This is a genomic window from Nonomuraea sp. NPDC000554, from assembly GCF_040300065.1.
Lineage (GTDB): Bacteria > Actinomycetota > Actinomycetes > Streptosporangiales > Streptosporangiaceae > Nonomuraea.
The window spans coordinates 1-20,846 of sequence record NZ_JBEPDC010000053.1; the positions used below are offsets into that span (position 1 = coordinate 1).

General features: G+C 71.7%; 19 protein-coding genes. 4 read left to right on the top strand and 15 right to left on the bottom strand.

Annotated features, from left to right (window positions below; genetic code table 11):
* Positions 1-175: 175 nt before the first annotated feature.
* The 12 genes from ABT294_RS49800 to ABT294_RS49855 form a co-directional block, all read right to left on the bottom strand.
* Entirely contained in the window at positions 176-865 is a 690-nt protein-coding gene (locus ABT294_RS49800; RefSeq protein ID WP_350813571.1) for an ABC transporter ATP-binding protein, read from the bottom strand.
* On the bottom strand, positions 862-2,664 hold the full coding sequence (locus ABT294_RS49805; RefSeq protein ID WP_350813572.1) for a dipeptide/oligopeptide/nickel ABC transporter permease/ATP-binding protein: 1,803 nt from the start codon (positions 2,662-2,664) through the stop codon (positions 862-864). Before ABT294_RS49805 ends, ABT294_RS49800 begins: the two co-directional genes overlap by 4 nt.
* Positions 2,664-3,608 carry an ABC transporter permease gene (locus ABT294_RS49810; RefSeq protein WP_350813573.1) on the bottom strand — a complete coding sequence of 315 codons (945 nt, stop codon included), beginning with the start codon at positions 3,606-3,608 and terminating at the stop codon, positions 2,664-2,666. Before ABT294_RS49810 ends, ABT294_RS49805 begins: the two co-directional genes overlap by 1 nt.
* The gene (locus ABT294_RS49815) at positions 3,609-5,171 is read right to left on the bottom strand and encodes an ABC transporter substrate-binding protein (protein ID WP_350813574.1); all 1,563 of its coding nucleotides are present in this window, start codon (positions 5,169-5,171) and stop codon (positions 3,609-3,611) included. It lies immediately after the preceding gene.
* Positions 5,172-5,266: 95 nt separating this feature from the next.
* Positions 5,267-6,886, bottom strand: a complete 1,620-nt coding sequence (locus ABT294_RS49820; RefSeq protein WP_350813575.1) for a PucR family transcriptional regulator — start codon at positions 6,884-6,886, stop codon at positions 5,267-5,269.
* A 26-nt stretch (positions 6,887-6,912) separates the two neighbouring features.
* Positions 6,913-7,776, bottom strand: coding sequence for a serine hydrolase (locus ABT294_RS49825; RefSeq protein ID WP_350813576.1), 864 nt, complete (start codon positions 7,774-7,776; stop codon positions 6,913-6,915).
* The gene (locus ABT294_RS49830; RefSeq protein ID WP_350813577.1) at positions 7,769-9,091 is read right to left on the bottom strand and encodes a serine hydrolase domain-containing protein; all 1,323 of its coding nucleotides are present in this window, start codon (positions 9,089-9,091) and stop codon (positions 7,769-7,771) included. Before ABT294_RS49830 ends, ABT294_RS49825 begins: the two co-directional genes overlap by 8 nt.
* 10 nt (positions 9,092-9,101) lie before the next feature.
* A complete protein-coding gene (locus tag ABT294_RS49835) occupies positions 9,102-10,412 on the bottom strand; it encodes a serine hydrolase domain-containing protein (protein ID WP_350813578.1) in 1,311 nt (436 codons plus the stop codon).
* Complete coding sequence (locus ABT294_RS49840; protein WP_350813579.1) at positions 10,376-12,331, bottom strand: S9 family peptidase; 1,956 nt, start codon at positions 12,329-12,331, stop codon at positions 10,376-10,378. The genes ABT294_RS49835 and ABT294_RS49840 overlap by 37 nt, the downstream gene beginning before the upstream one ends.
* Positions 12,332-12,434: 103 nt before the next feature.
* Positions 12,435-13,400, bottom strand: a complete 966-nt coding sequence (locus ABT294_RS49845; RefSeq protein ID WP_350813580.1) for a PrsW family intramembrane metalloprotease — start codon at positions 13,398-13,400, stop codon at positions 12,435-12,437.
* Positions 13,401-13,639: 239 nt separating this feature from the next.
* Positions 13,640-14,119, bottom strand: a complete 480-nt coding sequence (locus ABT294_RS49850) for an SRPBCC family protein (protein ID WP_350813581.1) — start codon at positions 14,117-14,119, stop codon at positions 13,640-13,642.
* A 158-nt stretch (positions 14,120-14,277) separates the two neighbouring features.
* On the bottom strand, positions 14,278-14,694 hold the full coding sequence (locus ABT294_RS49855) for a MerR family transcriptional regulator (protein ID WP_350813582.1): 417 nt from the start codon (positions 14,692-14,694) through the stop codon (positions 14,278-14,280).
* A gap of 58 nt (positions 14,695-14,752) precedes the next feature.
* Between ABT294_RS49855 and ABT294_RS49860 the strand changes: the two genes are divergently transcribed.
* The 3 genes from ABT294_RS49860 to ABT294_RS49870 all read left to right on the top strand — a co-directional run bounded on the left by ABT294_RS49860 (position 14,753) and on the right by ABT294_RS49870 (position 16,140).
* Positions 14,753-15,235 carry an SDR family NAD(P)-dependent oxidoreductase gene (locus tag ABT294_RS49860; RefSeq protein ID WP_350813583.1) on the top strand — a complete coding sequence of 161 codons (483 nt, stop codon included), beginning with the start codon at positions 14,753-14,755 and terminating at the stop codon, positions 15,233-15,235.
* Positions 15,232-15,426 (top strand): hypothetical protein, encoded by a 195-nt coding sequence (locus tag ABT294_RS49865; protein WP_350813584.1) that lies wholly within the window; start codon positions 15,232-15,234, stop codon positions 15,424-15,426. The genes ABT294_RS49860 and ABT294_RS49865 overlap by 4 nt, the downstream gene beginning before the upstream one ends.
* A 96-nt stretch (positions 15,427-15,522) precedes the next feature.
* On the top strand, positions 15,523-16,140 hold the full coding sequence (locus ABT294_RS49870) for a GNAT family N-acetyltransferase (RefSeq protein ID WP_350813585.1): 618 nt from the start codon (positions 15,523-15,525) through the stop codon (positions 16,138-16,140).
* Here ABT294_RS49870 and ABT294_RS49875 read toward each other — a convergent pair.
* The 3 genes from ABT294_RS49875 to ABT294_RS49885 form a co-directional block, all read right to left on the bottom strand.
* The gene (locus ABT294_RS49875) at positions 16,100-17,053 is read right to left on the bottom strand and encodes a glycerophosphodiester phosphodiesterase (RefSeq protein WP_350813586.1); all 954 of its coding nucleotides are present in this window, start codon (positions 17,051-17,053) and stop codon (positions 16,100-16,102) included. The genes ABT294_RS49870 and ABT294_RS49875 overlap by 41 nt on opposite strands.
* Positions 17,054-17,076: 23 nt before the next feature.
* Positions 17,077-17,403 carry an SH3 domain-containing protein gene (locus ABT294_RS49880; RefSeq protein WP_350813587.1) on the bottom strand — a complete coding sequence of 109 codons (327 nt, stop codon included), beginning with the start codon at positions 17,401-17,403 and terminating at the stop codon, positions 17,077-17,079.
* Between the two features lie 277 nt (positions 17,404-17,680).
* Complete coding sequence (locus ABT294_RS49885) at positions 17,681-19,447, bottom strand: alpha/beta hydrolase (RefSeq protein WP_350813588.1); 1,767 nt, start codon at positions 19,445-19,447, stop codon at positions 17,681-17,683.
* A gap of 377 nt (positions 19,448-19,824) precedes the next feature.
* Between ABT294_RS49885 and ABT294_RS49890 the strand changes: the two genes are divergently transcribed.
* Positions 19,825-20,799: a zinc-binding alcohol dehydrogenase family protein gene (locus ABT294_RS49890; protein WP_350813589.1), complete on the top strand. Its 975-nt coding sequence runs from the start codon at positions 19,825-19,827 to the stop codon at positions 20,797-20,799.
* Positions 20,800-20,846 lie beyond the last annotated feature (47 nt).

Genomic DNA, 20,846 nt, shown 5'->3' on the forward strand with positions numbered 1-20,846 from the left:
ACCCTGCCAGGCGACACCTCCGCCTCACGCCGCTACTACGCCACCGACATCACCGAACCGTTCGAGCTGTCCGACGGCCACCTGAGCGTCCCGGCGGGGCCGGGGCTCGGCGTGGAGCCGATCCCGGCCGTGCTCGACGAGGTCACCACCTCCACCGAGTGGATCCCGCTGTAGGTCAGGGCCGGGGCAGGCGGGGGACGGCGTTCAGCAGCTCGCGCGTGTAGGAGTGCGCGGGTGCTCCGACCACGTCCTCCGCCGGCCCGTGCTCGACCAGCCGCCCGCGGTGCAGCACCGCCACCTCGTCGCACACGTACCGCACCACGGCCAGGTTGTGCGAGATGAACAGGATCGGCAGCCCCAGCTCGTCCCGGAGCGAGCGCACCAGGTTGAGCACCGCGCCCTGCACCGACACGTCCAGCGCGCTGGTGATCTCGTCGGCCACCAGCAGGTCCGGCCCGGCGCCCAGCGCGCGGGCCACGGCGACGCGCTGCCGCTGGCCTCCCGACAGCTCCCGCGGGTAGCGTCCCGCCAGCTCGGCGGGGAGCGACACCAGCGCGAGCAGCCGCGACACCTCCGCCTCCCGCGCCGGGCCGCGCAGGCGCGACAGCCCCTCCGCGACCGACGCCCCCACCGTCATGCGCGGGTCGAGTGAGGCGTACGGGTCCTGGAAGACCATCTGGGCCCGTGCCGCCCCGGTGACGCGCCCCGCGTACGGCACCAGCCCGCACACCGCCTTGGCCAGCGACGACTTGCCCGACCCCGACTCGCCCACCAGCCCGACGACGCGCCCTGGCGGGACCTCCAGGGTGACGGAGTCGACCGCGGTGAACGCGCCGAAGCGCACACTCAGCTCTTCGATGTTCACGGAACCTCCCAGCAGGCGACCCGGTGGGCGTCGCCGTGAGTGACCAGTGGGGGACGCGACGCCGAGCACCGCTCGGTGGCCGCCGGGCACCGGGGCGCGAAGGCGCAGCCGGGGCCCACCTCCGACGGGGCGGGCTGGCGGCCGGGGATGCTGGCCAGCGGCCGCGTCCTGTCGGTGTCCATGTCGGGCAGCGAGGCGACGAGCGCCCGCGTGTACGGGTGTGCGGCGCCGCCGGCCAGGCGGTCCACCGGCAGCTCCTCGACGACCCGGCCCGCGTACATCACCACGACCCGGTCGCACAGCTCCCCCACGACGGCGATGTCGTGCGAGATGAACAGGACCGCGGAGCCGGTCTCCTCGGTCACCTCGCGCAGCAGCCGCAGGATCTGGCGCTGTACGGTCACGTCGAGCGCGGTGGTCGGCTCGTCCGCGATGATCAGCTTGGGGGTGGCCATCAGGCCCATCGCGATCACCGCGCGCTGCCGCATGCCTCCTGACAGCTCGTGCGGATGCTGCTTCGCCCGCTTCTCCGGCTCGGGCAGGCGCACATGGCCGAGCCGGTCCACGGCCCGCCGGCGCGCCTGGGCGCGGGTGGCGCCCTGGTGCACGCGGGCCACCTCGGCGAGCTGCCCGCCGACCCGGAGCACCGGGTTGAGCGAGGCCATCGGGTCCTGGAACACCATCGCGAGCGAGGTGCCGAGCTCCTTCTGGGTGAGCGCGCCGGCGTCCCTGCCTGATAGCAGCAGCCGCCCGTACGTGACGGTCCCCGGGTAGGGGACGAGGCCGCCGATGGCCGCCGCGGTCAGCGACTTGCCGCTGCCGGACTCGCCGACCAGCCCGACGATCTCGCCGGGCCGCACGCTCAGCGACACCCCGCGCACGGGCGTGACGCCGCCGGGGAAGGTGACGGTCAGCTCGCGCACGTCGAGCGCCGCGCCGGGCTCGGGCTCGCCGGGGTCCGGCCGCGGCTGCGGAACGGCGGCAGCGCGCCTGGGAGCGGTTCTGCGGGCGGCGCCCTTGGCCAGGGCGTCGCCGAGCAGGTTGAAGCCGATGCCCGCCAGCGCGACGGCCGCGGCGGGCCCGAGCGCCACCTCCGGCGTGACGTAGATGCGGCCGAACCCGTCGAACAGCAGCCGGCCCCAGTCGAACGACGGGGGCTGCACGCCGAGCCCGAGGAACGACATGCCGGCCAGACCGAGCAGCGCCCCGCCGAGCGCCTGGGCGAGGTTGAGGATGAGCGGCTCGGCGATGTTCGGCAGCACGTGCCTGGCCAGGACGCGATGGCGGGGGACTCCCAGCATGCGCGCCGCCGAGACGTAGTCGGCTCCGGCGATGGACGCGGCGAGTGTCTGGGTGAGCCTGGCGAAGCCGGGCGCGATGGCCGCGCCGATGCCCAGCACCGCGCCGCGCGCGCCGAGCCCGGTGACCACCGCCGTGAACATGGCCAGCAGCAGTCCGGGGAAGGCGACCAGGGCGTTGACCGTGCCGGTGACGAACCGGGCGGCCCTCCTGGGCAGCACCGACGGCAGCCCGCCGAGCACGATGCCGGCGACCCCGCCGACGAGCGCCGCGGCCAGTGCGAGCAGCAGCGAGTACCGGCCGGCCACCAGCACCCTGGCGAGCAGGTCGCGGCCGAGGTTGTCGGTGCCGAGCGGGTGCGCGACCGAGCCGCCCTGCAGGATGGCGCCCGCGTCGATGCGCGCGGCCTCCTCGCCCCACAGGGGTGGCCCGATGACGGCCAGTACCACCAGCGACGTGACCAGCACGGCGCCCACGACGGCCGAAGGGGTGCGCGGCATCATGACTCCCTGATCGCGGAGGTCGGGTCGAGCACGCCGAGCGCCACGTCCACCAGGAGGTTCACGAGCAGCACGATCGCGCCGTAGACGAGGATCACGCCCTGGGCGACCGGGTAGTCCTTCTGCGTGATGGACTCGACGATCTTCATGCCCAGGCCCGGCCAGGCGAAGACGTACTCGACGAGCACGCTGCCGGCGATCAGCGCGCCGAGCAGCAGCCCGCCGAGGGTGAGCGTGGCGGTGAGCGTGTTGGGCAGCACGTGCCGCAGGTACAGGCTGACAGGCGGCAGCCGCTTGGCCCTGGCCAGCCGCACGTAGTCGGTGCCGAGCTCGCGCAGCGTCTCCGCTCGCGAGATGCGGGCGAGCATCGCCGTGGGGCCGACGGCCAGGGCGAGCACCGGCAGCACGTACGAGGCGGGGCCCGCCTTTCCGGCGGGCGGCAGGAGGTCCAGCCCGACGGCGAAGACGGTCACCAGGGCGATCGCGTACAGGAACTCGGGCACGGCCACGGCGGCTCCGGTCGCCGTGCCGAAGGCGGCCTCGGTGCCGCGGTTCCTGCCGTTCTCGGTGCGGACGGCCGCCAGCATGCCGAGCGGGACCGCGGCGAGCAGCGCCACGAGGGTGGCGAGCAGGGCGAGGCCCAGCGTGTTCGGCAACCTGGCGCCGATCACGTCGGCGACCGGTTCGCCGGTCAGGAACGAGGTGCCGAGGTTTCCCGACAGCAGCCCGGTGACGTAGGAGGAGAGCTGCGCGGGCAGCGGCCGGTCGAGGCCGAGCGCCGCCGTACGGGCCTCGACCAGCTCGACCGGGGCGGCCGGGCCGAGTGAGGCGCGCACGGGGTCGCCGGGGATCAGGTGGATCATCGCGAAGGACGCCACCACCAGGACCACGAGCGACACGGCGAACCGGACGAGCCGCCTGAGCAGGAGGTGGTGCCGGCGCACTCAGTTCCCCCCGGTGAGCCGGAGCGAGGTCGGGACGAACAGCCCGGCCATCTCCTGGAACGTCGCGCCCTTGGTGGCGACCAGTACCGTGTTCTCCACGACCGGTACCAGGTCGGCGTCGTCGAACAGGGCCGACTCGGCCTCCAGCCAGAGCCGGCAGCCCGCCTGGCCCGGCTGCCCCATGGCCTTGGCGACGAGCTGCGCGTAGCGGGCGTTGGCCAGGTGCGCGAAGTTGGCCCCCTTGGGCGCGGCGGGGCCGGAGAGGAAGCCGACGAGCTGCGAGGGCAGGGTGACGCCGATCGGCAGCCAGCCGACGTCCCAGTCCTGGGTGGCGTTGAGCGACTCCGACAGTTTGGTGTCGAGCACGCCGTTCAGCTTCACCTCGGCGCCGACCTTCTGCCAGGCGGCGGCCAGGTACTCGGCGGCGGCCTGTGCACCAGGTCCCTTGGTGGTGGCGTAGAGCAGGCGCAGGGTCAGGCGCTTGCCGTCCTTGACCCTGACCCCGTCGGGGCCCGCCTTCCATCCTGCGGCGTCCAGGGCGGAAGCGGCCGCGGCGGCGTCGTAGCCGGGGACGTGGCCGGTGACGCTGTCGCCCTTGCAGGGGCGGGGGTCCAGCACCAGCCCGGTGGGGGGCCGCCCGGTGCCGCTGCCGGCGATGCCTGCCAGCTCCTTGAGATTGACGGCCTGGGTGAGCGCCCTGCGCACGGCGACGTCCTTGGTGGGCCGGTCGTCTCCCTGGTGGTAGAAGAACTGCCCGTTTCCAGCCGACGGGAGCATCTTCCCGATGCCGGGCGTGGACTCCATCCTGGCGCGGTCGGGGCCGTAGAACTGGGCGCCGTTGAGGCTCCCCGCGACGAGCAGGTTGGCGGCGGTCTGCTCGTTCGGCACGATCTTGAACACCACCCGCTCGGGCAGCTCCCTGGCGGTGGCGCCGCCGGGGCCCCAGGCGTAGTCCCTGCGGACCTTGAACGTGTAATGGTCGCCCGGCGCGGCCTCCACCAGGGTGTACGGGCCGGAGCCCGAGGTGCCGCGGGCCACCAGCGAGCGGTCCTTGACCCCCTTGCCGCAGACGATGAACAGGGTGCGGCTGCTCTCCAGGATGAAGCTGAAGGGCTTGGGGGTGGAGAGCGTGACGGTGCCCGCGGCGTCGTCGGCCTCGGCCTTCATGCCGGACGGCACGAGGACGCCGTAGATGGGCGACTTGGTGGCGGGGTCTGCGATGTGGTTGACGTTCTCCGCGACGTCGGCGGGGGTGAGCTTGGAACCGTCGGCGCAGGTGACGTCCTTGCGCAGGGTGAACGTGACCGCGTCGGGCCTGACGTCCCACTTCTCGGCCAGCCCGGGGACGATCCGCCCGGCCGGGTCGGTGTTCACCAGCGTGTCGTAAGCGACCGACAGGACGGTGTTGGTGACCGACAGCAGGCCCATGGCGGGGTCGAGCACGCCGGGGTCCGCGGGGATGGCGTAGGTGAAGGTGCCGCCCGAGGCCTGCCCGCCCGGCGGGGCGCCGCCGCAGGCGGTCGCGAACAGGGCCAGCGCGACGATCGCTGCTGCTCTTGTCATGGGGACTCCGAGAGCTGGGGGGTGTTGATTCACACTTGCCGGTCGCCGCTCGCCGTTCTTCGTCTCGGACGATGAAATGTCCGCACGAGGTGGTGCTACAGCCCGAAGATCCGCATTTGCAGCATCACGGTGAGTCTGGCGTCGGGGTCCGACAGGTCGAGGCCGCTGATCTCGGCGAGCCGCTTGAGCCGGTACCTGAAGGTGTTGGCGTGCACGTGGACCTGCGCCGAGGCCAGGTTGACGTCGCCGAACGCGTCAAGGTAGGCCCGGAGGGTGGCGACCAGCTCGCTGCCGTGCTCCCTGTCGTAGGCGAGCAGCCTCAGGTAGGGGCCGGTGGGTGTCTGCTCCTCCGCGTTGACCACGTCGGCGACCTGCAGCAGCAGCGACTCGAAGTGCACCGAGGTGTAACCGGCGGCCTGGCCGGCCACCTGGCGGGCGCGCAGCACGCGCAGCGCCCGGTCGGCGTCGGCCCGCGATCGCGACACCTGCGCCAGGCTCGCGGCCAGCCGGCCGACGCCGACGTTGGCGGCGTGGCGCGGGCCGACCCTGGACAGGAAGCTCTGCGCGACGCGCACGGCTCGCACCTCCTCGTCGGCGCCCGGAGCATCGCCCGACGAGCCGCGCGACGGGTCGCCCGGGTTCAGCGGCAGCACGGCGTAGGCGACTGAGCCGACGAGCGCGGCTGCCGCCTTGGGGTGGATGGCCGCGACGTGCAGGGCGAGCGCATCGCAGAAGCGCTGCCTGTCGCCCTCGACGCGGGCCGGGTCGGTCTCGGGCAGGTCGGTGAGCTGGGCGGCGAGCACGCACAGCCGCTGCGTGGCGATGCCCAGCCGGCCCGCCGCCTCGGCCGCGTCGGCGCCGCCCGCGAGCACGGTCGACAGCAGGTCGGCGCGGAGCCGCCGCTGGGTGTCGGCCCCGGCCCGCTCGCGCAGCAACTGCAGCGCGACGATCTTCGCGGCGTCGGCGAACGCGCGCTGCCGCTGCGGGGTGAGCGGCTCGTGGACGGCCGCCCAGATCGAGCCGAGGATCTCGTCGCCCGACCGGACGGCGACGGCGGCCCTGTTGATGCTGTCGCCGTCGAGCTCCATGTAGATGGGGTCGCGGCTCTGGTACAGCTGTTTGAAGAAGCCGCGTTCGTCGAGCATGCGCTGGTAGCGCTCGGGCACCTGACGGCCGAGCACGGTCTCGACCCGTCCGGGGTCGGCCTCGTCCTGCCGCCCGGAGTAGGCCAGCACCCGTGCCGACCTGTCCTCGATGGTCACGGGCGCGTCGAGCAGCGCGCAGACGGCGTTGGCGAGGGAGAACAGGTCGCCCTGCGGCCCGTCGCCGGGCTCGGCCAGGTCGCCCTCGGCCAGCAGCGAGCGCAGCAGGGTGACGATCTGCGCCCATGAGGCGGCCCTGGTCAGGCCGAGGACGGCCACGCCCGTCTCCAGGACCTTGCTGCGGACCTGCTCGTCGACGTCCACGGGGAGCTTGACGACGATGCCCGCCGCCTCGCGGGCCGACTCCAGCAGGGCGCAGATGTCCGCTGCGCCGTGCACGCCCACCGCGAGCACGATCCCGCCCGGCGGCACCAGCAGCTCGTCGAGCGGGTCGTAGATGTACACCCCGGTGACCTCGGCGTCGAGCTCGCCAGGAGAGGCCGCCACGTCGAGCACGGTGCTGCCGAGGTCGTGCAGGATCCGTCCGAGGCTGGCGCGGGGACGGGTCTGCATCCGCTCACCATACGCATCCGGCTGCATCAGGTGCGCAGGCGGTCCACCGCCGCCCGGGCGGCACGGCCGATGGCCGCGTCGGCGGCCGGATGCCGGAAGCCGAGCCGGGCGGTGCGCAGGAACACCGCGACGGCGTAGCGCTTGCCGTCGGGGTACTCCACGACCCCGGCCTCGTTGCGGACGCCCCACAGCGTGCCGGTCTTGCCGGAGACCTTCACCTCGTCGCCGAAGCCGGAGGCGAGCCGGTGCGGCCAGACCTGGTTGCCCATGATCTTCCGCACCTCGGCGCACGCCTCGGCCGGCCCGGCTTCGTCCCGCCAGATCAGGCCGAGCAGCGTGGTGATCTCGCGGGGCGTGCTGGACGTGGTGCGCGCGGGGTCCCGCACGGCCAGCGGCCTGATCAGCTCGTCCTTCAGACCGTCCAGATCCACGGTGCCGAGCTCCGCCATGACCTGGGCGAACAGCTCGGCGCAGCCGCCTATGAGCCGGGTGCGGACGAGCCCGAGAGCGGCGAGCGTGGCGTTTACCCGGTCCAGGCCGACCCGGCGCAGCAGCACGTCGGTGGCGGCGTTGTCGCTCAGGGTCATCATCAGGTGGGCGAGGTCCCTGAGCGTCAGCGAGACGTCGTCGGCGCAACCGGAGACGCCGATGCCGCCGTCCTTGTCGGCCGCCGTGACGGTGAGCCGCTCGGTGCGTTCCAGCTCCCCGGCCGCGGCCTGCCTGGCGTACTCCAGCACGATCGGGATCTTGAACACCGAGGCGAGGACGACCGGCTCGTCGGGGTCGAGCCCGGTCTCGGCGTCGCCGTCGATGTCCCCGTCGATGTCCACGTCGATGTCCACGGCGTGGACGAAGCCGCGGGCGCCCGCGGCCTCGAACACCTCACGCACGCGGCACCGCCCGGCTGTTGTGCAGGTAGGCGGCCACCCCGTCGCGCATGACGAAGGTGACGGTGTCATGCAGGCCGTCCGCGCGCTCGGCCGCGATGAACGAGTGGCCGGAGTGGTGGACGTACCTGGCGCTGCTCCGGGTGGCCCCCATGCTGATCATGACCTCGCCGGGGATCACGGTGATCTCCAGACCGCCGTCCCCGGCGGCGACCTCATAGGCCATCGTCGGCCCCTCGAACGCGCCGGTGTACGGCGCCGGGTCCACGGCCGGCGGACTCTCGGGCGGCACCGGGAGGGCGGGCACGTCGATCCCGGTGGTCTCCCTGATGAGCGGCAGCGCCAGGTCGGTGATGAGGCCGGCGAAGACGCCGCCGTTGCCGCTCATCGCGATGACGACGTCCGCGCCGGGGACGACGCGCCAGAACGTGCTCTGCCCAGGGGTGCCGCCGTCGTGACCGAAGGCGCCCCAGTCGAACAGCTCGAAGCCCAGCCCCCAGGCCGAGGCGAGCAGCCCGGACACGCCGGGCACGTCGACCTGGGACGTGCGCATGGCGGCGACCGTCTCCTGCGACAGCACGCGGGTGCCGTCCGCCGCGACGCCGCCCGCGAGGAACATCCGGCCGAAGCGGACCAGCTCGCGCGGCGCCTGGCACATCGTGGACCCCGCGGGCGCGTTGGAGCGCGGCATCTGCCACTTCGGGTAGACGGTGTTGCCGGGGCCGATGTGCCCGGCGGAGGTGCGGAACAGCACCGCCTCCTCGGCGAGCAGCGCGGCGTGGGTGACGCCGAGGGGGCCGTACAGGTGGTCGCGCACCGCCTGCTCCCAGGTGGTGCCGCGCAGGCGTGCGACCAGCGCGCCGAGCACGCAGTACCCGGCGTTGCAGTAGGAGAACAGCTCGCCGGGCGGGTGCACGTGCCCGGCGGTCTTCAGGTAGCGGACGTAGGCGTCGAGGGAGTCGTCGCCGCGGCCGGTGTCCTCGAACAGGTCGCCGTCGAAGCCGCCGGTGTGCGAGAGCAGCTGCCGTACGGTGATCACCGCGCCGTCGGCGACGGAGAACTCCGGCAGGTAGTCCGTCGCCGGCCGGTCGAGGCCGATCAGTCCCTCCTCGGCGAGCTGCATGACCAGGGCGGCGGTCCACACCTTGGTGGTGGAGCCGACCTGGAACAGGCTGTCGGGGGTGGTCTCGACGCCGGTGTTCACGTTGATCACGCCGGTTGCCGCCTCGTGCAGCTCACCGGCCGCGTACACGGCCACGGCCGCCCCCGGCACACCGTGCGCGCGGGCCGCCTCGTCGAGGCGCTGGCTCAGTTTCAAGTCCCTCTCCTCAGCTCGTCTTGGGGGTGGCGCGGGCGCCCAGGTGCATGTACGGGGAGCCGTCGGCGAGCTCGTAGAACACCGCCGAGATCCACGCGGGGTCGCCCGGCACGCGCCCCACGAACGTCGTCTCGTCCACGGGGACGAGGGGGAACTCCTGCGGTTCGTCCAGTGCCGCGAGCGCGCCGGTGGCCTCCATGCGCAACCGGAGGCCACCGTCGCCGGCGCTGACGGTGAGGTGGGCGCCGGCTCGCTCGTAGACGCCGGCGTAGCGGGTGGCGTCGACCTCGACGGGGGTCGCGGGCGGCGCGAGCGTGGGCGGCACTGTCAGGCCGTCGAGTTCGGCGAACAGTTCGGTGGCCAGGGCGTGGGTGAAGGCGCCGCTGTGGCCGCCGTTGGCGGTCACGCAGACGATCGTGCCGGTGCCGGGCACGGCCCAGAGCATGGCGTGCTGGCCGATGGTGTTGCCGCCGTGGGAGATGATCCGCTGGCCGTCCCACTCGTCGAGGATCCAGCCGATGCCCCACTGCCTGCCGAGCGTGTGCGGGTTGGGGATGTCGACCTGCGGCTCCCACATCGCTTGCGGGTCCTCCAGCAGGCCGCCTTCGAGGTGGGCGCGGGCGAAGGCGACCACGTCGGCGGGACGGGCGCAGATCAGCCCGGCCGGCCCCATCGCGCGCATGAGCCCCCAGGCCGGGGCGGGCTTGCCGTCCATGTGTCCCATGGCGGCGCGGAAGCGCAGGACGTCCTCGGGCAGGGTCCAGGTGTGGGTGAGACCGAGCGGTTCGACGATCCGCTCGTGCAGGACGTCGTCCCAGCACTTGCCCGCGAGCTTCTCCAGGATGCGCCCGGCCACCACGAACCCGGAGTTGCAGTACGACTGGGTGGCCCCCAGGGGGTGGTTCTGCGCCAGGTCGGCGCAGGCTTGCACGTACTTCTCCACGCAGTCGTCGCCGCGGCCGGTGTCGAGGAACAGGTCGCCGTCGATGCCGCTGGTGTGCGAGAGCAGGTGCCTGACCGTGACGGCCTTGGTGACGTCGGGGTCGGCGACCCGGAACTCGGGCAGCAGCTCGGCGACCGGGGTGTCCAGCGTCAGCGCGCCCTGCTCGGCCAGCTGGACGAGCATGGTCGCGGTCCACACCTTGGAGACCGAGCCGATCTGGAAGATCGAGTCGGGCGTGACCGGCACGCCGGTGTCGACGTTGAGCACTCCGGCGGCGAACTCGTGCAACTCCCCGCCGTGCAGATAGGCGAGGGCCGCGCCGGGCACCTCGTACTCGGCGATCAGCTCGGCGAGACGGTGACCCATTGTTCCAGCCACGCGATGATCCTCTCGTTGTAGTCGAACCGGTGGGACGGGCGTCCGTTCAGGATGAACAGGTGGGAGGCGCCCGGGTAGCGCACGAGCCTGACGGGCACGGCGCGCTCGCGCAGTGCGGCGAACCACTGCTCGGCCTGGCCTACGGGGCAGCGGTCGTCGTTCTCTCCGTGCAGGATCAGGGTCGGGGTCGCCACGCCGGCGACGTGGGTGATCGGGGACTGCGCCACGACCCCACCCGCACATTCATACTCTTTCAGGAAATATCCGGCATCGGAGGTTCCGACCATACTGCTGAGGTCTGCCACGGAACCGCCAGGGATGGCCGCCTTGAACCTGCCGGTCCTCGCGGTCAGCCAGCAGGTCATGTAGCCGCCGTAGCTGTAGCCGGTGACGGCCAGCCGTTCCGGGTCTGCGACGCCCTCGGCGACGAGCTCGTCGAGCGGGGCGAGGAAGTCGTCGGCGTCCGCGAGGCCCCAGGCGCCGAGCGCCGCCGTGTAGAACGCCTCGCCGTACCCGTCGCTGCCCCTCGGGTTGAGCGTGAGCACGGTCCAGCCCCGGGCGGCGAGCACCTGGTGGTAGAGGTGGACGCCGTCGAAGACGGGCGCCCAGGCGTTGTGCGGGCCGCCGTGGACGTCCAGCAGGACCGGGGCGGGACCGCTCAGCGTCTCGTCGCGCAGGAGGAACCCCTCGACGGGCGTCCCGTCGGGCGCGGTGAAGGTGCGCGAGCGAGGCGCGAACAGCTCGACCCCCTCCAGCCGGTACGTCGCGAGCCGAACCCCCGGTGCCACGCCGGCCCCGGGATTTGTGAGGTGGATGTCCCCGGCACTGTCCGGGCTTGTGGCGACATAGGCGATCCGCCCAGCGGCTGCGCTCAGCCCGGAGACCGACACCTCGCCGCCCACGAGTTTCCTGGCGGGGGACGTGCCGTCCAGCGGCACCGCGAAGGCGTGCGTGCGGCCTCCGTCCCTCGCGGTGAAGACCAGGTCACCGCCGAGGAGCAGCGGTGAGGCGCCAGGGTAGCCGGGGTGGCCGACCATGACGTTGCGGTCCAGCCCGGTCTCCACCTCCTCCAACCCGCCATCGCCCAGGACGTACAGCCTGGTGTGCCCCACCGGGCCGGGCAGCCCGGCCACCACCAGCCGCGTGCCGAGCCACCAGGCGCCGACACAGATCACCTCCGGCCCCGTGAGGCGCTTGGGCTCGCCGCCGTCCGCGTCGACCGCATACACGGCGGCGGAGGGCACCAGGTCGCCGTCGGGCTGCATGTCGGCGGTGAAGGCGAGCCGCTGCCCGTCGGGCGACCACGCGGGCTGCCCGGCGTGGAAGTCGCCCTCGGTGAGCCGCACCGCCTCCCCCGGCTCTTCTCCCGCCGGCACCACGAAGAGCTGCGTGGTCACGCCGCGCAGCAGGCCGGCGCCGTCGGCCTTGTAGTCGGCCCGGTCCGCCACCACGGGAGCGTGCGGGTCGGGCTCTCCGTACGGTCCGGCGTAGGCGATCCTGGTCCCGTCGGGAGACCACACCGGCACCCCGGCGCCCAGCGGCGCCGAGGTGAGGGGCCGTGGCTCGCCGCCGTCCATGGGCAGCAGGTGGATCTGCGGCTTGCCGTCCACCGGCTTGAGGAAGGCCAGCAGGCGGCCGTCGGGGGACCATCGGGCGGCGCTCCCCGAGGCGAGCAGGCGGGGCTCGGCTCCCGGGGCGGCGAGCCAGATCCGCGTGTGGTTCTCGTCAGAGGCGCGGTCGGCGGTGGTCAGCGTGTAGGCGACGGCGCCGCCGTCGGGGCGCAGCGCAGGGTCTGAGGGGATCGCCAGTCGGTACAGGTCGTCGAGCGAAAGGCGGGACATGACCGAACGGTAGGCCAGCGCGGACGCGCCTTCTTCGGCGTAACCGACGAACGGCTGGGCCTCGGTTGTGCCCGCCACCAAGCCCGCCGCTCTCGCAGCTGGTGCGCTGGAGGATCGCGGCCACCGGTTCACCGCCGGCGAGCGCGCCGCGGAACGTTGCCCGTGTGCGGGCCGACTGGATCTAGAAGGGGGGTCGACGCCGTTCCCGCACCATCACGCCGATCAGGATGCCGACGACGGCGAGCTCCGGGAGATAGAGCCCGCCCCTTTCTGCCATCCAGGCAGACACCTGACTCCATAGCCCGGTGCCGGCGTCCACAGTGGGCGCGTTGTCGATCGTCCGGTTCCAGAGGAAGTGCAGGAGTGTGGCGCCACCGTAGCCGAGCACAACGGGGAGGAATCTCGCTCTGCCGGCCGTGGCAAGGGCGCAGCCGACGCCGAGGCCGATCACCGCCGTCCACAGCGGATGCATCAGCAACACGACAGGCGCCCGCGTCGTGGCGGCGGCCAGGCCGTGATCCGCTCCCGTCCGGATGACGGGGATGAGGTAGTAGAGCACGTTCTCCACGGCGGCGAACCCCACCCCCGTCATGCTCGCGTAGAGAATGCCGTAGCTGATGGCAGCGATGGCGTGCCGGCAGTGCGATAACAGACGCCACAAGGCGACCCCCTTCAGCGCCTCCTCGACGGGCGGGGCCACGTACAGGCCGCTGACCCTTTCCGCGGCGGCCTCGTCCACGCCGAAGTACACCTGCAGATCGGCGGACACCCAGCTCTCCACGGCAACGGAGACGAACACGGCGATGCCTGCTCCCCACGCGAATACCAGGGCCTGGAACACCCAAGGCGTCGGCACGCACCGCTGCAAGAGCGTGACGGCGGCGAAGACGGCGGGTAGCGGTGCCAGAGCCAACCCGACCGCGACCGCGAGGTCTGCGGCGAACTCGGCAGGGGTGCCGTCGTTCTGGGCGATGAGCCAGCTCAGCTGGTAGCCGATGGCGAGCAGGGCGAAGCAGGCGGAGATCACCATGGTGGTGATCAGTCCTGGAGCCGGGCCGGGCTCCCTGCAGGGCGGGCAGTGCGTCACGATCGGCGCGGCCTGATCTGGCCCCGGACCCTGCCTGTCGTCTGCGCGCTCGTCCTCCACGAGCCAAAAGGCTAGACACGAAGTCGATCATGAGCATCTGAATAAGTGTCTGCCCCCGCTGATGAGCACTACAGCCCAACCGCAGCACCCATGGCCTCGCCGGCGCCCGCCTGGGACCTCATCGCGCGAGCAGGCACACCGTGCCCACCCGATCGAGCCTTCGGCCACTGTCCGGCCAGCGTGAACGCACTCATGGTGCCATCCAGGACCGAGCGCCCCGGCGTTGACTCTGTCCTGGCTCAGCTTGCGGTTTCGGTGGCTTGGCCCGCCTCGACGAGCGCGGCCAGGTTCGCCAGCGCCATGCGCGTGCCCGTCTCGTTGTCGGCAGCGGGCACGGCGTCAGGGATCCCGTCGTGCGCGACGACCACCTCGGTGCCGCCGCCGGCGTCGGTGAGCGTCGTCGTCATCGTCATGCTCCCGCGCAGCGCGGAATCTACCGCATCGAACTCGAACACCTCGACCACCCGCTCGTCCGGAACGAGCTCCGCGAAGTGGCCATGGTAGGTGTCAGTGTGCGACGCCGACTTGCCGGCCGGCCCCGGCGCGTCATAAGTGAGCGAGATCCGGAACGAGCCACCTTCGCGAGCGTCGAACTCGTGGACGTGGCTGCTCATCCCCGCCGGCACCCGCCATTGTGCGATCGCGTCCGCATCCACGAGCGCCTGGTAGACGGCCGGACGCGGCGCGTTCACGTACTGAGAGACCCGCGTCGAGTACATGCGGCCGACCCTACCCGGCGAACGCGAACCCATCGATCCGGCCGACCACCCCGCCGGCCAGAGTGACGCCGCTGGGAGCGAGGCGTTGTCATCTGCCGGCACCGTGCACGTAGTGGCGTGGGTTAGGGGTCATCTTCCTCTCAGAAGAGGCTCTGCTGTCAGGCCGGACAGCCCCGTTCACGCTGGTCGGGTTCTGGCAAGGCGGCGAGCAGGGCGTCCAGCGCCGCCTGGGACGATTGGAGCTGTGTGATCGCCTCGGCGATGCGGCTGCGCTCTCGTTGCAGGTTGGTGACCATTGCGGGGCAGGTCGACGGTATGAGCCGCGCACCGTCGTCATGGACGCAGTGCAGCAGCCGGGCGATGACGGTGGTGGGCAGGCCGGCGGCCAGCAAGGCGCGGATGTGCCGTACTGCGGCGACGTCCGAATCGGAGTACTCACGGTAGCCGTTCGCGAGGCGTAGCGGCCGGAGCAGTCCCTGCTCTTCGTAGTAGCGCAACAGTCGCCGGCTGATCCCTGTCTTGTGGGCCAGGGCACCGATCCGCACGTGACTCCTTGCTCCGAGGTTGACCTTCACATCGATGTGACACCTTAACGTCCGGGTTGTCAGCTTTCATCCAGCGAAGGAGCCGGTAATGCCGGGAGCAGTGGTCATCGGAGCCGGTCCAGGGATCGGCCGTTCGGTCGCCCGCCGGTTCGCGCGAGCGGGCCTGCCGATCGCCCTCATCGCACGGACCGCCGGGACGCTCGCCGACGCAGCCGAAGCCGTTTCCCCCTTCGGCGTGCCAGTCGTCCCGCTGACCGCCGACAGCGCCGACGAGACGGCCCTGCGCGCCGCCCTCGACGCGGCGGCCGACGAGCTCGGCCTCCCGGACGTCGTGGTCTACAACGCGGCGCTCATCCAGCCGGACACGCCCGGAGAGCTGTCTGCACGCGCCCACTTGGACGCCTGGGCGGTAAACGTGGTCGGAGCCCTCACCGCCGCCGTCCACATCGCACCGGCGATGGCGCGGCGCGGCGCGGCAGCGGTTCGTTCATCATCACCGGCGGCATGCCCGAGCCGAAGTCGCACTATGTCAGCCTCTCCCTCGGCAAGGCCGGCGTCCGAACCCTGGTGACCCTGCTCGACCAGGAATACGGGTCCTCCGGCGTCCACGTCGCCAGCGTCACCGTGGACGGCGCCGTCGCTCCGGGTACGGCCTTCGACCCGGACGACATCGCCGAACACTACTGGCGGCTGCACACCCAGCCGCGACACCAGTGGCAACGGGAAGTCCTCCACAGTGACCTCGGCGGCATCGACGGGTGATCGACGTTGACGGGCATCACGGGCGCGGTGACCACACAGTCGGCTCCAGGAACGCGGGCGCACTCAGCGGTACGGGTGCCTCGTAGGCTCGGCAGCATGCTGCGACCCGACTATCCGATCCGGACCGAGCGACTGCTGCTGCGGCCCCTCACGGCCGCCGATCTCGATGCGATGCATGCGTACAAGTCACAGCCGGATGTCGTGCGGTACGTCCCGTACGACGCCCTGACTCGTGACGAGGTCGCCGAGCGGATCGCGGGCCGGTGGTCACAGGGCGAGCTCACCGCCCCAGGTCAGGTGATCACGCTCGGGATCGAGGAGCAGCACACCGGCAGGTTGGTCGGTGATGTCGTGTTGTTCTGGCACAGTGCCGAGCACCGCTCGGGCGAGATCGGCTACATCCTCTCCCCCGAGGCGACCGGCCGGGGTTACGCCACCGAAGCCTCCCAGGCCCTGCTCCGCCTCGGCTTCGACGGCCTGGGTCTGCACCGCATCATTGCGCAGGTCGACGACCGCAACGCCGCTTCGGCACGTGTGCTCGAGCGGCTCGGGTTCCGCCTCGAGGCGCACTTCCGCGAGAACGAGTGGTTCAAGGGCGAATGGTCCTCGCTGCTGGTCTATGCGTTACTCGACCGGGAATGGGGCGCTGCGGAGAATCCCGGTGCCTCCGCTGTCACGAGGTCGGATCGCGAAGCAGTTGTGGAGCGGGCCTGACGGCACGTCGGAGGGCAGCGGCGCGATGAAGTCCTGCATCCGGGCCACGCTCATCGCATGCTCGCCTGGCCCATGCCAGATACGCCGGCGTTCGATCGGTGATGATGCGGCTCACGCCGTAGTCCGCGAGGCGGCGCCACGCTGCGGGAGTGTTGGGCGTCCAGGTGTAGACGGCCACGCCGACGTTCCGGTAGGCGCGGACACGCGACCGGGTCAGGCTGTCGTAGCGGACGCCCACGAAGTCGAACTGCCTGGCCAGAGCGGTCTGCGGCGCAGAGGTCGCCAGCAGGCCCTTGCGGGCGGGGATGGACCCCACCGCCTTCAGCGCCGCAGGCGAGAACGAGGTCATACTCGCCCACTGGTAGGCGTTCAGGAGCCGATAGGAGGCCTGAAGGAAGCGCAGGTCTGCGGCGTCGGGAACCACCTTGAGCTCCACCAGCACCTCCGCCACCCTGCCCCGCAGGGCGGCCAGCACCTGGAACAGGGTCGGCGGATGTTGCCCATCGGTCGTACGCAGCGCGCGAAACCGGGCCAGGGACATGCTGGAGACCCTGCCGGAGCCTGAGGTCGTGCGCTCCACCGTTGGGTCATGCATCAACACCGGGTGATGATCCCTGGTGAAACGCACGTCGAACTCGACTCGATCGGACCCGGCCTCAAGCGCACGGTCGAACGCCCTCATGGTGTTCTCCGTCACCGCGCTCGCATAGCCCCGATGGGAGACCAGCTCTGGTACGGAACACGTCCCCATCGTCGCTGCGGCGGGCACCGGCGGGTCGGCTACGCCACCGGGCGCGAGGACCATGACCAGCGAGACCGCCAGCGCGCCGCGCGCGATCTGCGAGGCGGTATCCGTCAGGGGCGCCCCGCCTCCGGCCGGCCGGAGCCGACGGAGGCGGGAAACGGCAGCCATGAGCGGCTACTCCTTCGCGCCGGCTATCTGGCCGTCACCTTCCGTAGGTATCGGGCCGAGGCCCAGCCGGACTTGCCGTCGGACGCCTTGACCGCGACCCATCCCTTGTTCGGCTGGCAGGCCCCTGCGAAGCGACCGTCGGCCGTCCTGCGCTTCCCCACCGGGTGGAAACGCAGCCCGGCACCCGCCCGGACGTTGAGGAAGCTGACAGGCCGCACATGCGTGACCTGGTACGCGCACGCCAGCGCCGGACGGCCTGCTGAGCTGGCGGCGTGGGCGGGAAGGCCCGCCACTGCGAGTCCGCCTGCGGCCATGCACGCGACGAGGACGGTGTGCTTGGAGATCGACATGGGTCTCTCCCTTCGGTCTGCATCGGGTCGTGTGCAGGGGGCACGACCTGCGATGGTCACGAAGAGTACATACCTCATTACTATCCGCTTAACACATCCGGGCTTTTGATCAAATATTCTCCAACGGACGGCAGAGCGCAGGCAGTCCAGGGCTTTCCAGAGCTCTTTGCCGAGCTTGGGCAGAGCCCCCCGGCACCACTTACCTGCAGGCGGCGGACGCCTTCCACGCACAGCACAAGTCCTCACGGCGCAAGCGTTGTCCCTTGCAGTCCCACCATCACCGCCGACCCGCAGGCGTATCGCCGACGTGGAGGGCTCGTACCTGCGGGTACGGCGACGTGGCGCCGGTGAGCAGAGGTTCGTCGGCGCCGCGGACGGTGTGGTCGAGGAAGGCCGTCAGGTAGGCGTTGGTGATGGCAAGGCCAAGGCCGCCGTCGATGCCGCCGAGGGGCACCAGGGAGCGGATGGGGGCGGCCAGGTAGTAGGCGGCGTAGTCGCTGAAGTTGAAGTGCTGGGTCCCGCCGATCTCATAGCACCAGACAGGTGCGGTGCCGGCGGCCAGCAGGCGGCGAGCCATGTCACGTTCCGCGCGGCCCATGGGGTCATCCGGATGGCAGGCTCCTGTCACGCAGGAGTTCTCGCTTCCGATGATCATGATGGGCCTGTTCGGCTCGCGGGCGCCGAATGGGGCACCGTCCAGGTCGGCCGCGCCCGCGCAGCGCGGGTCGAGACGGCAGGCCTCCAGCGCGGCCGCGCCGCCGAGGGAGTGGCCGAGATAGGCGGTCCGCGCGGGGTCGACGTGCCCGGCGAACGGGCCGGCCCGCCCGAGTCCGATCACCTGCGCGGCGGCGAAGCGGGCATCGGCGGCCCAGACCGCGACCAGGCTCGCACCTGCGCGGGCCGCCGCAGCCGGATCGGCGGAGTCGAAGGCGTGTGGGTTGCCGGCCTCGGTGTCTCGCACCGGCCGTCCGTGCAGGACGGTTACGCCGGCACTGTAGGTCGGGGTGACACCGGCGACCAGGTAGCCGTTGCTCGCCAGGTTCTCGGCCAGAGCGGTGTACTGCGGCGCGGCCAGACCCAGCCCGGGCTCCAGGACGACGACCGGGAACCGGCCGGCGGCCACCGGCACGCGCTCCTGCGCATGCGTGCGGATGACGTCGAAGCTGGTCTCACCGAGTCCGAACAGTCCGTCCGGGTGCAGGTACTTCCAGGCGCCCGGCGCGTACGGAGCCGGCCTTCCGGCGGCCTGGGGCGTGGCCGGGTACCACAGCCAGACGGACAGCTGGCGGGCGCCGCCCGGGCGTGGGGCGAGAGGATCGGTACGGGTGTGGTCGGTCCATTCGAAGGCGGTGCGGCCGACGCGGTGAGGGCCGGTCGGGGTGGGCAGCGCGACCGGTTGCGTGTGCCGTACCGCCACCAAGGTGACGTAGGCGCCGCCCAGCGTGACGACAGCCACGACGAGCGCCGCGAGCACCCGGAGCACCCCGCGCACCCCGGCGGGCCTGGCCCCGAACGCGGAAGAGCCGGCGAGAGCGACCAGCGCGCCGGCCACCGCACCGGTGGCCGTGATCGCAGCCAACTGCGGCGCCGTCTCGACCTGCCCGCCGTCTCCCAGCACCGGCCAGATCTCATCACGCAGTGCCGCCGCGACCGGCATGGCCAGCGCCCCCGCGGTGACGGCGGTGCGCGGAGCACGACGCGAGGGCCCCGGACCTGGAGCGGCGATCGCGCGGATGTGACGGCGCACGACGCCGGTGACACCTCCCCCACTCGGGTCGTCCAGCCAGTCGCCGGCGGGCCGGCGTCCGTCACGGGATGGGAGTCGGCCCCGTGCCACGATCAGCGCCGCCAGGGCCGGAACCAGGAAGATCGTGAGCGACACGACAAGGTCGTAGGGATCGTGCCGCCAGGGGCCGCCCTGCCTGACGAGCTTGTTCTGCGTGGCGACGCAGGCGAACGCCGTGAAGGCGAGTGCGCAGGCGAGCGAGGCCCACAGCGCCTGGGCCAATGCCCGGCGGGGGATGCCGGCAGCTGTCTCGGTCATGAGCCTTCATAGTACACGGCGCGTACTACTCGTCGCGTAGTAAACATTGTGCCTGCCGGCCGACGTTCCGACGCACGGGTATGCGATCAATGCCGCCATCGCCGGCCGCTGCCTGGTGAGCGTAGGGTGGGGAGTGGGTGGTGCGGCCGGTGAGGTTGACCGTCCGGATGTCGCGCTCACGGCACTGAGCGAAACCGCGTAGCCCGCCGCGGGCAGCGGTCCGGCCGCCGTCGCGAACTGCCGCTTCGCCTGGAGGAGGGTCTCGCGGCGCGTGCCGCACAGATTCGGCGAACAACTGAAATCCGCACCTCGGCAGCCTGCATCACCGTAACCATGCAGCGGTCGGGCAGGACTGCCGCGTCTCATCTGGAGCCGTGATGCGTGCCATCGTCATCGAGAGATTCGGCGGACCGGACTGCCTGGTCTACACCGACCTGCCCGACCCCGAACCCCTCGTCGGTCATGTCGTCATCGACATCAAGGCGTTCGGCATCAACCACGCCGAAATGCATATGCGCAGAGGCGAGTGGGCCGAGGCGGCGAAGGTGAGCGGCATCGAATGCGTCGGCCTGGTACATGCCTGCCCCGGTGGCGAGTTCCCGGTCGGTGCCAAGGTAGCGGCGCTGATGGGCGGCCTGGGACGTACCATCAACGGCAGCTACGCCGAACGCACCCGGGCACCGGTGTCGAATGTGGCACTGATCGAGTCCGACCTGCCCTGGGCCGAGCTCGCGGCCATCCCGGAGACGTATGCGACGGCCTGGACCTGCCTGTTCCGCAGCCTGGAGATCGTCCGCGGGCAGACACTGGTCATCCGGGGCGCGACCTCCTCCTTCGGCCAGGCTGCGATCAATCTGGCGGTCAACGCCGGCGTACGCGTCATCGCCACCACCCGCGACCCCGGACGGTTTGCCATGCTGGAGGAAATCGGCGCAGAACGCGCCGAACTGGAGGGGCCCGACCTGTCCGGGCGAATCGCCGAGGCCAAACCGTTGGACGCGGTGCTGGACCTGGTGGGCAACAGCACCATCCTCGATTCCCTGGCGATGCTACGGCGCGGCGGTCGCGCCTGCCTGGCCGGCTGGCTGGGCGGCCTCGAGCCCATCGCCGACTTCAACCCGCTGCGGCAGATGGCGAGCGGCGTCTACCTGACCTTCTTCGGAAGTTTCGTCTTCGGAACCCCGGGCTTCCCGCTGTCGGACGTCCCCCTGCAGGACATCGCCGAGCAGGTGGCGGCGGGCCGGCTCAAGGCCAAGCCGTCACGCGTCTTCAGTTTCGAGGAGGTTCGCGAGGCACACCGTGTGATGGAGGCCAATCAGGCCAAGGGCAAGATGGTGGTCGTCAACGCCTGAGCGACAGCGTGCCTGCGCCCCCAGCCCACACGCGCGTCGGGGTGATG

Bases quoted from the DNA above. Each gene is read 5' to 3' on its own strand.
- ABT294_RS49885 (WP_350813588.1), bottom strand. From the start codon at position 19,447: ATGACCGAGACAGCTGCCGGCATCCCCCGCCGGGCATTGGCCCAGGCG.
- ABT294_RS49815 (WP_350813574.1), bottom strand. From the start codon at position 5,171: ATGACAAGAGCAGCAGCGATCGTCGCGCTGGCCCTGTTCGCGACCGCC.
- ABT294_RS49870 (WP_350813585.1), top strand. From the start codon at position 15,523: ATGCTGCGACCCGACTATCCGATCCGGACCGAGCGACTGCTGCTGCGG.
- ABT294_RS49875 (WP_350813586.1), bottom strand. From the start codon at position 17,053: ATGGCTGCCGTTTCCCGCCTCCGTCGGCTCCGGCCGGCCGGAGGCGGG.
- ABT294_RS49805 (WP_350813572.1), bottom strand. From the start codon at position 2,664: ATGCCGCGCACCCCTTCGGCCGTCGTGGGCGCCGTGCTGGTCACGTCG.
- ABT294_RS49890 (WP_350813589.1), top strand. From the start codon at position 19,825: ATGCGTGCCATCGTCATCGAGAGATTCGGCGGACCGGACTGCCTGGTC.
- ABT294_RS49880 (WP_350813587.1), bottom strand. From the start codon at position 17,403: ATGTCGATCTCCAAGCACACCGTCCTCGTCGCGTGCATGGCCGCAGGC.
- ABT294_RS49820 (WP_350813575.1), bottom strand. From the start codon at position 6,886: ATGCAGACCCGTCCCCGCGCCAGCCTCGGACGGATCCTGCACGACCTC.
- ABT294_RS49860 (WP_350813583.1), top strand. From the start codon at position 14,753: ATGCCGGGAGCAGTGGTCATCGGAGCCGGTCCAGGGATCGGCCGTTCG.
- ABT294_RS49850 (WP_350813581.1), bottom strand. From the start codon at position 14,119: ATGTACTCGACGCGGGTCTCTCAGTACGTGAACGCGCCGCGTCCGGCC.